9 protein-coding genes and 2 pseudogenes are annotated in these 11,907 nt (G+C 68.2%); 3 read left to right on the top strand and 8 right to left on the bottom strand.

Translation table 11 applies throughout. From position 1 onward, the window contains the following. Positions 1–332 precede the first annotated feature (332 nt). Positions 333–1,325 (top strand): phosphotransferase, encoded by a 993-nt coding sequence (locus C1703_RS38790; RefSeq protein WP_114257210.1) that lies wholly within the window; start codon positions 333–335, stop codon positions 1,323–1,325. 413 nt (positions 1,326–1,738) lie between these two features. Here the strand turns inward: C1703_RS38790 and C1703_RS38795 are convergent, their stop codons facing one another. From C1703_RS38795 to C1703_RS38805, 3 genes are all read right to left on the bottom strand, one after another. Then, positions 1,739–2,107, bottom strand: coding sequence for a hypothetical protein (locus tag C1703_RS38795; protein WP_114257825.1), 369 nt, complete (start codon positions 2,105–2,107; stop codon positions 1,739–1,741). A 234-nt stretch (positions 2,108–2,341) separates the two neighbouring features. Further along, complete coding sequence (locus C1703_RS38800; protein WP_114257826.1) at positions 2,342–2,989, bottom strand: class I SAM-dependent methyltransferase; 648 nt, start codon at positions 2,987–2,989, stop codon at positions 2,342–2,344. Positions 2,990–3,251: 262 nt separating this feature from the next. Next, positions 3,252–3,776, bottom strand: a complete 525-nt coding sequence (locus tag C1703_RS38805; protein WP_232840724.1) for a hypothetical protein — start codon at positions 3,774–3,776, stop codon at positions 3,252–3,254. Positions 3,777–4,198: 422 nt separating this feature from the next. On the opposite strand from C1703_RS38805, the pseudogene C1703_RS40085 reads away from it, so the two are divergent. Beyond that, a pseudogene (locus tag C1703_RS40085) lies at positions 4,199–4,587 on the top strand (hypothetical protein); the annotation flags it as partial. Positions 4,588–4,712: 125 nt separating this feature from the next. Here C1703_RS40085 and C1703_RS40090 read toward each other — a convergent pair. After that, positions 4,713–4,862, bottom strand: a pseudogene (locus C1703_RS40090) (sugar kinase); the annotation flags it as partial. A 736-nt stretch (positions 4,863–5,598) separates the two neighbouring features. Here C1703_RS40090 and C1703_RS38815 point away from each other — a divergent pair. Further along, on the top strand, positions 5,599–6,549 hold the full coding sequence (locus tag C1703_RS38815; protein ID WP_157993064.1) for a serine hydrolase: 951 nt from the start codon (positions 5,599–5,601) through the stop codon (positions 6,547–6,549). A gap of 82 nt (positions 6,550–6,631) precedes the next feature. Here the strand turns inward: C1703_RS38815 and C1703_RS38820 are convergent, their stop codons facing one another. From C1703_RS38820 to C1703_RS38835, 4 genes are all read right to left on the bottom strand, one after another. Further along, on the bottom strand, positions 6,632–8,689 hold the full coding sequence (locus C1703_RS38820; protein ID WP_114249900.1) for an MMPL family transporter: 2,058 nt from the start codon (positions 8,687–8,689) through the stop codon (positions 6,632–6,634). Positions 8,690–8,771: 82 nt separating this feature from the next. Further along, positions 8,772–9,437, bottom strand: coding sequence for a response regulator transcription factor (locus C1703_RS38825; RefSeq protein WP_114249899.1), 666 nt, complete (start codon positions 9,435–9,437; stop codon positions 8,772–8,774). A 3-nt stretch (positions 9,438–9,440) separates the two neighbouring features. After that, positions 9,441–10,583 carry a histidine kinase gene (locus C1703_RS38830; protein WP_157993063.1) on the bottom strand — a complete coding sequence of 381 codons (1,143 nt, stop codon included), beginning with the start codon at positions 10,581–10,583 and terminating at the stop codon, positions 9,441–9,443. 820 nt (positions 10,584–11,403) lie between these two features. Further along, positions 11,404–11,907: hypothetical protein (locus tag C1703_RS38835; RefSeq protein WP_232840360.1), on the bottom strand; the 504-nt coding region annotated here is incomplete at its 5' end.

Consider the following 11,907-nt stretch of genomic DNA (forward strand, 5'->3'; position numbering starts at 1 on the left):
GCGCGAGCCGCGAAGAAGAGGGCGGGTGGCGGGAAGCAGGCGGCGAGAGTCCTGGGCGCGGCGGTGGACCGGGCCGGTACGGCATCTGTCCGGCGGCACGGTCAGGGTGGCGATGGTGCGGTGGCAGGCGTGTTCGCCGTCGCCGTCGTGGTGGGCGCAGGTTGCGGCGTCGATGTGGAGCAGGGTGCGGGTGTGATGGTGCTGGTCGGCGCGGACACCGCCAGGGCGCGCTGCTGGCCCTGTCGGGCAGGGCGGGTGTCTGGTCAGAGATTGTCAGGTGGGGCGAGTAATTCGTTTGCCGCTGGCGTGGCGGGCGAGTTGACTGACTGGCCATGAACCTGGCACTGGCGGCCGAGCGGCTCGGGTTGGGGCAGATGCTGGAGGCCCCGCTGCTGCTCAAGGACGACGAGCAGAGCCCGGTGTGGAAGGCCGTTACTGACTCCGGCTCGTGGGTGGTGAAGATCGCCCAGCCCTGGGGCGACTTCTGGCTGCCCATGGCTGCCCAGGCAGGGGCGCTTGAAGCCGCCGCCTGGGAGGTCGGTGTCCCGATGCCCGAGCCGCAATCGACGACTCTGCACGAAGCGGGTCTGTGGCGGCCGGTCGGGGACGGTTTCTACGCCCGTGCGGTGCGTTTCGTCGAGGGCGCGCATCCGACCGCGCCGACGTCGGAGCCGTTGGCGGCGTGGGCCGGCAGGCTCGTCGCTGACCTTGCGCGGTGCGCCATTCCAGCCGACCCGACCGTCGACGGCGACTACCGGTCGCACTCCCAGGAAGAGTGGGAGGAGTGGTTCGCTCAGGCCGAACGCCTCGAGGTCCTCAGTGCCGAGCATGTCCGCACCCTCAGGCTGGCGGTGGAGCAGACCGAGGCAATGGTCGAAGACCAGCAGGAGTTGTGGCGATCCAAGTTGGTCATGCATCGCGACATCCGGCACCAGAACATTCTGACCGGCTCCGGTGGACCGGTCCTGTTGGACTTCGATGCCGCCGGGGCACAGGACCCGTGGTGGGAGCTGGTCTTCACCGCTTTCCATCTCGCCGGCTTCGACCGCGGCCGGGGAGTGCCTGAGCGCCGTGTCGTCGAAGCGTGCCTCTCCGGTTATGTCGCAGCGGGAGGGGCAGTCGGGGCGGTCGATGAGTCTGCGTTCACCGGCATGTTCGCCGGACGCGTGGGAGCGGCGGCTTGGCAGCTGTGGATGGCCTGTGGCCACCGGGGCGGAAGTCCGGAGTACCAGGCCGGCTTCGCTCAGACACTCAGGGAGTCGGTGACGGCGATGGCCATGATGCGCAAGTCCATGCCGACCTGGACCACTTGGCTCAACCCGTGAGCGCGGGAGGCCCGACGAACAGGATGCCCTGCAAACACTTCCCGTCGTCCAACGGCACCGGACCATGCGCCCCCAAGGGGATACTCAGGCAGCAGCACCGCGATCCCGCCCCCGCCGCCCGTCCCCGACGGGGCGGCCGTCGGCTTCTGCCCGGGCGTGGGCGGTGAACGGCGGCATGCGGATGGACCAGTTCTGCGAGCGGGAGCTGTTCCGAGCGATCACCGACAACAGCGCCGAAGGCAGCAGCTGATCACCGGCACTGCGCCGACGTCACGACGCACTCGGGCAACCATATGCGAGGAAGGACTGCGGTCTTCGCCATCGCGCCCCCTCAACGTCAGGTTGGAAAAGGCTCAATAGCTTCCTGGGCCCGGTCCTCGAGATGGGCCTCTGGAAGTGCGCTGCACTTCACTTCATTGATCACGGCTCGTGCGCTCCCAGGAGCGAGTGGGGCGACCTTCCTCATCCCATTCGTGTTCAGCAGCAGGAGCTTTTCCGTCCTCGCTGTTGACCATGCGCTTGGCCAGGACTCCGTTTGGGTGCCAACGCTTGAACTCTCCTGACATGAATCCCATGTGCATCATGCCCTCGGCCCGGAGTCTGCCGTCCCTGTACCACTCACGGTAAGGGCCGTCCTTGAGTCCGTCCGTGTAAGTTACAAGGCTCACTGGACGCCCAGCCAAGCGCTCCACGACCTCCCCTGTATAGGGCTGCCCGGCATAGAGCAACCGGTGATCGAAGCCGATGTCGACCTCGTCGTCGTCGATGTCAATACGTCGCATGTCCACAACCACAGGAGCTTGTTCTCAGCATGGGGAGGGACGCCGATAAAGCGCCCGAAGGAGCTCGGCACCTCTTGGGGCTGGTTGACGCAATTCGCCCAGGAAGGTGCTGCCTTCGGCGGCACTGGGATCTCCCAGTCGAAGTACCCTCTTGACCAGGCGCCCGCCCGCAAGGAGGCCCCAGCCGGCCGGGGAAACCAGCGCCGGCCGACAGCGGATCGGGGATCCACACGCTCAGGTCGCTGACTGCAGCTTGTCGTACCCCACGAAGGTGAAGAGCCGCGTGCCGATCTGGAGGGGCTGGGTCCGGCCGGTGAAACGGTGCACTCCCACGGCCTGGATCACGTCCGGGGCAGTGAGCCACTCGCGCTCGAAGCCGCGCTCTTCGAACCAGTCGCAGATCAACGGCACACGGTCGGGCGTCTTGCGGTTCCTTGTCCAGATGACCCGGCCTCCTGCCTTGCACAACTGCGTGCACGCGTTGATGGTGCGCTCAATATCCCTGTCCACAATGTTGCCGAAGACCCCACAGATCAGCACCACGTCTGCCGGCACCATGCCGTCGTAGTGATCGAGCAGTGCGGCATCGGCAGCGATGGCCTCGATACGGTGCAGCTCGGCAGATCTGGCTGCCTCGGCCGCCACGTCCACGTTTCGCGGGTCGAGCTCCACCAGACGCGCACGCACGTCCTGACCACGCGGGTGACTGGGCAGCACTCCCAGCAAGTCGCGGCCCTGACCCGCACAAAGACTCACCACCTGCAAGGGGCCGGGAGGACAGTCCTCCAGCGCGAGACGAATGCGCTCCTGCACGGTGACCAGCCGGCGAGCGAGGGGCGAGTCAGCAGTGTCGTACCGGTCTTGCCACTTATGCCAGTCCATGCGCGGAGCGTACGAGAATCCCGTGAGCCTCTCCAACGCCTTTCCGATCCTGCCGAGCCGCAGACATCGGCATCGCCATCATCATTGTCATTCAGCGGGGTGTAGGGATCGGAAGCACACATGGCGAAGGGTGCCGACGGATAGGAGTTCCTCGGCGTCTCGTACTCCTTTGAAGGCCGGTAGCACCACGCCGTAGCGGTTCTCGTCTGCTCTGGATCAGTCGGACGGATGGAGCGCCGTGCCGTGCCCACGTTTCCTACCGTCAGAAATCCAGAACGTCCAGCCAGGAGCCTGCGTCACCGGCGGGGCGGGGCCGCATCGGGACTGGCTCCGGGTAGATCTCCGCTGCGGCCCTCGCCCGGACCATGTCGGGACCGCCGCACGCCGTGACCGCGAAGTCACCGAAGACCTTGGCGAATGCGGCCGGGTCGCGGAACTCCACGCCGAATGCTCGCCCGTCCCGCAGCGGCACCCACACCACCCGGTCGGAGCGTTTCCATTCGAGCACCGGCTGGTCGTCCGCGGTTGACCGGCCCTCCAGCCACAGGCGCGCCACGTGCAGCAGGTTCACGTTCTCCACCGGCAGCCGCTTGCGCCGCACCCGCAGTTCACGCACCGTCAGCTCGACGCGCTGGTCCTTCTTCGGGTACCAGACGACGCCGACCCCGAACGGCACCCACAGCAGGATCCCGATCAGTGGCCAAATCAAAGCGTCGCCCCACGACCGGAGCAGTCCGCCGTCCAGCAGGTACAGGGTCCCGAAGACCACAGCCCACTTCGCCGTCATCCGCCAGAATCCGGTGCCTTGCCGATACAGGACCCGTCGTTTCCCCGTCCACGCCATGCCCGTACGCTATCCGGCGCCCAACAGCTCACTGTGGGCGCCCGTCGCCACCGCAGGGCAGCTGGCCTTACCGACGCACCTGTCGGCCCCAGGGCGCCGACGATCGCCAATTTGTCGGGACGAGGGCTCGACCTCGCGGTGTGATGCCAGGATGGAGGAACCGGGCTGTCCGGAGACGAGGGTTGAACTCACCACTGGCTAGCGGTTGTTCGCGGCATCGCCCGGCACTGGGCCGATACGGTCGCGTCCCAAGGCACCCGTTCTCGCACCGCGGGATTGACATGTCCTTGCTGTTGGTCGGCCCCGGGTGTGTTGAGGAGTATGGCGGAAGGCGGGTCGGTGTCCTTTGGCGGCGGGCGGGGGTTGATTTGCCGGCGTCGTCGTTTCTTTCGGTGGGGCCGCACAGCGGCGCTGCGTTCGACGTCGTCGGCAGTGTCGGGGTTGTGATTGCCGTGATCGTGGGCGCGATGGTGGTGATGGAGCGCGTGCCGCGATTGCGCTGTGTGGCGAGGCGGTCATTGCGGTCATTGCTGTGGGCACACGATGTCCTTGATGGCCTGCGTCCGTCACTTCCTCGCACAGTCCGTGCTGTCGGTGCCTGCCAGGACCGGCACTCAGCAGTCATGGGTGCCGCTGCTGATGTTCGTCTTCGGGGCCAGCGTGTTCGCGGCCCTCTGGTCCCGTTTTTTTCCGCCGCGGCCCTTTGGAGTACCTGCTCGACGCCGCCACCAGGCCGGCGATGCACATCCGATGACACCTGGTCGGGTGGGGCGCCTCTACGCCCTGCCCGGCCTGGACCGCTCGCGGATCCGGCAAACGCATGGTCCTTGCGGGCTTTCCCCGGTAGGCCCTGTTCGTGTGCAGAACGGGTCGATCACGGACACCGATACCGACGCCCAGGAGCCGCTCGGGGGCGATGTCCGTGGCGGTGAGGACCTCGGCGATGCCGTCGCGGATGTGGCCGACGGTGACCTCGACGTCGTAGCCGTGATGCTCCAGGGCTCGTTCGGTGCGGGCCAGGACGGTGAGGAGCGCGGTGGGCAGGCCGCGGAGCAGAGCTTACGTATGTACCTGTGGGTAGCGGCCTACCTGGGGCGCACGTGCCGGAGACAGCGGGTGCGCCCTTCGTGTGAGTGCAATGGTCGCACCGGAGAAACGACACGGCCGGCTCTGCCGGTGCGGGGTGCTCATGCAGCGGGAGCGTCGTGCTGGTCCGGGAGATGTTCGTGGTGGTGTTGAGTGGGACGGGATGGAGGGGTGTGCCTGGCCGAGATCACCACAGTCGGCGATGTCGTCCGAGGGTTCGCGGCGATCCCCGGGAGGGCGTCGGGAAGGTGCCGACCGCCGCGATGCCGACGGTGGTGGCTGTATGAGGCGTTCCAGTCAGAGGAAGGCGAGGCCGATGGGTCTGGATGCCCCGTCTGTCCGATGGCCTCAGCAGACGGACCGGGCTTTCTTCAAGGGCCGTTGTGGCAATCGACGCAACCGACGCAATCGACGGGTTCCCGAAGGCGGTGGTCCATGAACGGAAACTATGAACATCGCCTATTGGATCGTCGTGGGACTTCTCGCCTTCTTCTTCTACGCGGGCGTCTGTGGTGAGGGCGCCGGGGTCGGGCTGGCAGCGGCTGCACGCGTGGTGGGTGCCTCGTCGGTCTTACCCGGTCAATGGGCAGGCCGGACGATCTCCCCGCCGTAAATCGTTTGTGCCCGGTCGGGTTCGCGACGAGTATGCGGCCAATCGGACGAGGTGAAGGGGCGCTTCTTGACTGTTGATGAGGCCGTCGCGGTGGCTGACGCACGCATCAGGAAAGAATCGTGGTTCTCGCACACTGAGCACCTGGTGGTCATGCACGGCAATCGCAGGGTGGCCGAGCATGCCTACAGGCGACGGGCGGTCGACGAACCGGGCGACATCTTCTCCGTCACCAAGAGCGTGCTGTCCACGCTCGTGGGCAGCGCGGTCCTGGATGGCCGGTTCCGGCTGGAGGCCACAGTCGGTGAACTGCTGGGTCGGTCCGTGCCAGGGGCTGTCAAGCAGGTGTCCATGCGTCACTTGCTGACCATGACCGGCGGCGCGGATCCCTCCGGCGATTGTGACATCGACGCCGTGATGGCACTCCCGGGTGGCTGGGTGGACACTCTCCTGTCCGCTCCTCGCCTGTCCGCGCCGGGTGCGCAGTTCCGGTACGACAACGGTGCGGCCCACGTCCTGGCGGCATGTCTTGCCCGCGCGCTGGGGGAGGATCCGGAGGTGTACGCCGCTCGTCGCCTCTTTGCCCCGTTGGGCATCACGCGGTGGCACTGGCCTCGAGACCCCGACGGACTGCCCTACGGCTTCGGCCATCTCCAGCTCTCGCCGCTGGACCTCCTCGCGCTGGGGCGACTGTGGTTGGCGGGTGGTACGGCTCCGGGCGGTCGGCGGCTGTTCACCGCCGGGTACGCCGCCGATGCGACCCGCGAGCATTCCGCCGGTGGCCCGCCGGAGTGCGCGGGGTACGGATTCCTGTGGTGGGTGACGGAAATGGCGGGCCACGCGACCTACTTCGCCGGTGGATACGCGGGGCAGCACATTGTGGTCGTACCGTCGCTCGCCCTGGTCACGGTGACCACCGGCGCGGAGGTGGCACTGGGCGCGAACTGGCGTCCTGCCTTGGATGTGGTGCACGGTATCGTGGCCGCCGCGAGCCGGGAGCTGGGTGCCGACGATGGCTGACCGGTAGCGAAGTGGCTCCGGCGACCCGTCGGCGGCGTCGTACGCCGCCTCAACCGAACGGGGAACAGGCCACACGCCTGGCTCACCTTGCCGGGGACAAGGGTTCGCCGTGGTCCGCACGGACGTCCCGTTCCGAGCCGGAAGCACCTTGGTCCAGCAACGTCAGGAGTGCGGGCATGAGCACGGGCCGCACCACGAACGTGTCCAGCAGGATCCCGATGGCGACGGCCATCCCCATCTGAGTCAGCGGAACGAGCGGCAGGACGGCCAGGACGAGAAACGTGGCGGCGAGCACCACTCCCGCACTGGTGATCACTGTGCCGGTGGAGGCCATGGCCCGGTGCAGGCTTGTGCTGCACGCGTGACGCCTGCGCTCCTCGCGGTAGCGGTGGAGCAGGAAGATGCTGTAGTCGACGCCCACGGCCACTACGAACACGAAGGCGAACAGCGGGATGCGGGGCTCGATCCCGCCGAAGCCGAACACGTACCGGCTCAGCGCGAAGGTGAGGCCTGCTGCCGAGAGGGATGTGAGGGTGACGGTGGCCAAGAGCAGTCCTGCGATCTTCCAGGAGCGCAAGAACACCACCAGGACGGCTCCCACCACCAGGAGGATGGCGGGGACCGTCACCATGAGGTCGTGTTCTGCCGCATCCTGTGCGTCGACCGCTTCTGCCGCGGTGCCACCGACGAGGGCGGAGGCGCCCACAGCGTCGCTCAGGGTTCGCCTGAGCGAACGTACGGCGTTTTCGGAGGCGCGGCTGAAGGGCGCTGCCCTCAACTGCACCTCGTAGAGGTCCCATCCGTCGGTGCGCCCGGTCCTGTCGACCGCGGTCACCTGAGAGTGTCCGGCGAGTGCGGTGCGGGCCTGGCGCGCAGCCGAGGGGCGCACGGCGACCACGGCCGGCTCGACGGGGCCGGTGGGGAAGTGCTCGGTGAGAACGCGCAGGCCCGCCACGGACTCCGGCTGGTCACGGAACTGGTCCACGGAAGACAGGCCCCACTGCACCGCCCCCACTCCCTGCGCGAGGCCCAACAGCAGGGCGCCGCTCACGAACGCCGCGCGGACCGGCCGCCGTGTGACCGCGCGGGAGACCTTCTCCCACAGCTTGGACATCGAGCCGGCCCGGCCGGCCTGGGGAAGCGACGGCCAGAACATCCAACGCCCGCTGATCAGGAGGAGTGCCGGCAGCAGAGTCAGCATGACGACGGAGGTCGCCACCACCGACAGCGCGAGTGTGGGCCCCAGCCCCCGGGTCTCGGGCACGGATGTGAGCAGCAGGCACCAAACGCCCCCCACCACTGCTGCCGCGGAGCACAGCACGGACCTCGCCGTGCGCCGTACTGCTCGGCTCATCGCCGCGAACGGGTCGTCTTGTGCGGCGAGTTCCTCGCGGAATCTGGCCACGAGCAACAGCGCGTAGTCCGTGCCGATACCGAAGACCAAAACGGTAAGGATCTTCCCGGTCAGGTCCGAGTAAGTACCGCCGAGAGCGCCGTACAGGGCGATCGCCGCCTGCGCGACGACGAGGGCTGCCACGACGGAGACGAGCGGCAGGATCCACAGCACCGGACTTCGGTAGGTCAGGATCAGCAGCAGGACGACCACGCCGACGGTGGCCAGCAGCAGCCGCGTGTCCGTTCCTGCTTCCAGCTGGTCGGCGTCCACATCCAGCGCCGCCTCTCCGGTGACGTAGGTCTGCAGGCCGTCGGGAGCCGAGGCGAGCTGCCTGCGCACGGTGTCGACGAGACGGTCTGTGTCCGTCGCGGACGCCGTGAAGGCGGCGATGGTGCCGTCGGCCGCGAGGGTGATGGCGGACGTTCCCTGCCGCCCGGACACCGCAGCTGCCGTACGACGACGGAGGTGGTCGAGCCATGAGCGATCCGTGCCGCGCAGACCGCCAGGACGCGCAGCCACGACGGCTGCCGCCTGTTTCCCGACGCCTGCCGCTTCGGTGCCCTCCACCAGCTCGTGCACACGCGTACTGTCCGCGCCGCTCACCAGCTCCATCGAGGCCCCGTCGGACTCGTACGCCCCCATACGGTCGGCAGCGGGCCACAGCGCTGCCAGAGCAGCCAGCCACAGCCCGAAGACGGCACAGGCCAGCAGACGCTTCCGCGAGATCACACCCTTTGTGTTCATAACAAAGGACGCTAGGCACCGGTGTTTCGGCTGACATCGCTCGTCGGAGGGGTTCCCGCGGTGGTGCCGTGGGGTGAGTGGCTCAGCCTGTGGTACCAGTCCCGACGCCGGTCTCGTAGGCGAAGATCACTGCCTGGACACGGTCGCGCAGATGCAGCTTGGCCAGGATGTTGCCGACGTGAGTCTTCACCGTGTGCTCGCTGAGGGTGAGCGTCGCGGCGATCTCCGCGTTGGTGAGCCCGCGCGCCACATGGGCGAGCACTTCCCGTTCCCGCTCGCTGAGCACAGCGAGTTCCGGCGGCGCAGCGTGGGTCCGAGTCGGTGCGGTGCGCACGTACTCCGAAATCAGTTGCCGGGTCGCCCCGGGAGAGAGCAGCGACCGCCCTGCCATCACCTCCCTCACTGCCCTGATGAGGTCCGTGCGCGGTGAGTCCTTGAGCAGGAAACCGCCGGCGCCTGCTCGGAGGGAGTTGAACACGTGCTCATCCTTGTCAAAGGTCGTCAGCATGATCACCTTCGACCGGGGGGAGGCGAGGAGGACTTCCGCGGTGGCTGCGATTCCGTCGAGCAACGGCATGCGTACGTCCATGAGTACGACGTCCGGCTGGTGCTGTCCGGCCAGCGACACCGCTGCCAGTCCATCACCGGCCTCGGCCACTACGGTGATGTCGGGCTGGGACTCCAGGATGAGTCGCAGGCCCGTACGGACGAGCTCCTCATCGTCGACGAGCAGTACCTGGATCACCACGGATCAGCCTCTCTGCACCTGCGGGACGACCAACTCGACACTCCACACATCGTCAGTGTGATCGATGTGAACCCGGCCTCCGACGCTGGCGGCCCGCTCCCGCATACCCCTCAGCCCGTGGCCCCGGCCCCGGCCGGTGAACGCGGAGCCGCTCGGCAAGGGGTTGGACACTTCAAGGCGAACCCCGGAGTGATCCTCTGCGACCAGGACCTTCACGGGGCTGCCCGTCGCGTGCTTGAGCGCGTTGGTCAAGGACTCCTGAGCGACTCGGTAGACCGCGAGTTGCGCGGCGGGGCTCATGTGGCTTTCGACCACGCCGGAGAGGGTGACCTCCATTCCGGCTTCCCGCACGGCCTCGATGAGCGCGGGAAGGTCGGACAGACCGGGAAGGGGGCGGCGCTCCTCGCCGGCGTCGGCATCCGGTCGCGATCCGGTGTCGGCTCCGTCCTCGTGCCGCAGCACTGCGAGCATGCCGCGCAACTCGTGCAGGGTTCGCCGACCCCGCAGGGAGATCGAATCGAAGATCGCGCTGGATGACGGGTGTGCGTCGGCGGAGGCCGCGGCACCGCCCTCGGCCAGCACGACCATCCCGCTCACCGAGTGAGTGAGCAGGTCGTGCATCTCGCGGGCGATGCGGGCCCGTTCCTCCGCGGCCGCGCGACCGGCCTCCGCCTTCAGCAGGCGGTGCTGGGAGTCCTGGCGTGTCACGGCGTCCTTGAGCGCCCGCAGGCGATAGCGACTCACCACGCCGAGGAGCCAGGCCACCACGATGATCAGCCACGTGTAGGCCACCTCGATGAACGTTGTGGCGGCCTCGCGGCCGAGCAGCACCGCCGGGACCATCACCACCGCCACCCCGAGAACCAGCGCCGCCTGCCAGCGGCGGGCGTACGCGGCAGCGGCGTGAATCGCTGTCAGTGCACCCAACGGTGCAGGAGGCGCCGGCCAGGCCGCCAGTCCGTAGATGAACGCACTTGGGGCGACGACGACGTTGACGGCGAACGGAGCCCTGCGCCGAGCGGCGACGGGCAGTGTCTGACCGGCAGCCGCCACATACGCCCAGGCCGGCACATGGCAGTCGCAGTCCGCCGACTGGTACCGGAGCACGAGGGCAGAAAGAGCGAAGAGCACCAGCGCCAGCAGCACATCACCTGCCAGAGAATGCCGTCGTCCCCACTCCGAGCAGCGCGTCAGGACACCCGCTCGCATCACTCCCACCACCTGGCCTCGTCAGTGAGCGCACGGCACGGCTCCCTGCCCGTGCAGTCGGCGAACCACTGTACTGGCGGGGCTCGGTACGCCGGCAGCGGTGCGTGGCTGGGCCGATGATGTTGGCTGTCTTGCACCGGACGGGGCGTCAGCCGGGTGCCATAACGGTCCAGCGTTTCGGGACCAGGGTGAAGCCCCTGGTCCCGGGGCGCGGGCGACGATTTCCATGCCGGTGCCCAACGCGGAGGCGACGCGTACCGCTCCTACGACCGGGATCTGACTCCGAGCGGGCTCCGCGGCCGGCCCCTCCTCAGCCCTACCCGTACGTACGTCTGCCAGCGCACCCGCGTTGGGCAACCCGCGCGCGCCAGGCGCGCGAGGCGGATCTCCCGCGCCTGGCGCGCCGATGCGAGCTTCACGACACAGGGCCGTGGTGATGGCCGTTCGGCCGTGCTGTCGGCCTTGGAGCACGCGCTGGAACAGCCAGCCGGGCGTATTGTCCCTATGTGGGTGACCTGTGGTGTGGCTGGTGCGGTGGGAAGTTCACCGAGGCTGAGCCTTGCGCGTGTTCGCTTGTGCAGGCCGGCGCAGCGACAGGCGGCCTGGTGGGTCCGACGCCGGCGGCAGGAGAAAAGGCCAGCGTGGTCGGTGATGGTGGCGGCCAGTGACGAGCTGCTGAAGCACGTCATGAGCGTGGTGCCTGCCGCCCGCCACCGTGCCTGCGCCAGGGCGGTCTCCCGCCCGCTGCTGATCAGGGTTACGGCAGGCCCACCAGGCCCCAGCCGCGACGGGCCGTCTCCCGTGCCACCTCGGCCCATTCGCGCAGTAGCGCGGTAAATCCCTCGAAGGTGTCCGGGCGTCCTGCCCAGCCCTCGCACTCCGCGCTGAACGGCCTGCGCAACTCCTCCAGACGCGGCTCCACCCGCTGCCAGGCATGGACCTTGCCGGGCACCACCTCCGGCGGGCAGACGAGGAGAGTGCGCGGGTGCCAGCGGTCGGTGGCGGGCGGGAAGACGCCCCCGCCGGTCAGCGCAGGATCAACGGCCGGATCCGCGTCCCAGATCAGGCCGCCCAGGAAGCAGTCCATCGCCTCGCGCACGGCGGTGTCGACCAGTGAGCGCATGTCGGCCCAGGCGTCGCCTGCGTGGGCATGCGGCCTGTAGGAGCCGCTGGTGCTGTAAAAGCGGTACTCGGCGCACCACACCGACTCCTGATCCGGCGGCCACACCCAGCCTTTGGCCAAGCCGTACGTGGAGAGATA

The organism is Streptomyces sp. Go-475 (assembly GCF_003330845.1).
Classification (GTDB): Bacteria; Actinomycetota; Actinomycetes; order Streptomycetales; family Streptomycetaceae; genus Streptomyces.

Coding starts and splice junctions, on each gene's coding strand:
- C1703_RS38790 (WP_114257210.1), top strand. CDS start 333: ATGAACCTGGCACTGGCGGCCGAGCGGCTCGGGTTGGGGCAGATGCTG.
- C1703_RS38805 (WP_232840724.1), bottom strand. CDS start 3,776: ATGACGGCGAAGTGGGCTGTGGTCTTCGGGACCCTGTACCTGCTGGAC.
- C1703_RS38800 (WP_114257826.1), bottom strand. CDS start 2,989: ATGGACTGGCATAAGTGGCAAGACCGGTACGACACTGCTGACTCGCCC.
- C1703_RS38820 (WP_114249900.1), bottom strand. CDS start 8,689: ATGAACACAAAGGGTGTGATCTCGCGGAAGCGTCTGCTGGCCTGTGCC.
- C1703_RS38795 (WP_114257825.1), bottom strand. CDS start 2,107: ATGCGACGTATTGACATCGACGACGACGAGGTCGACATCGGCTTCGAT.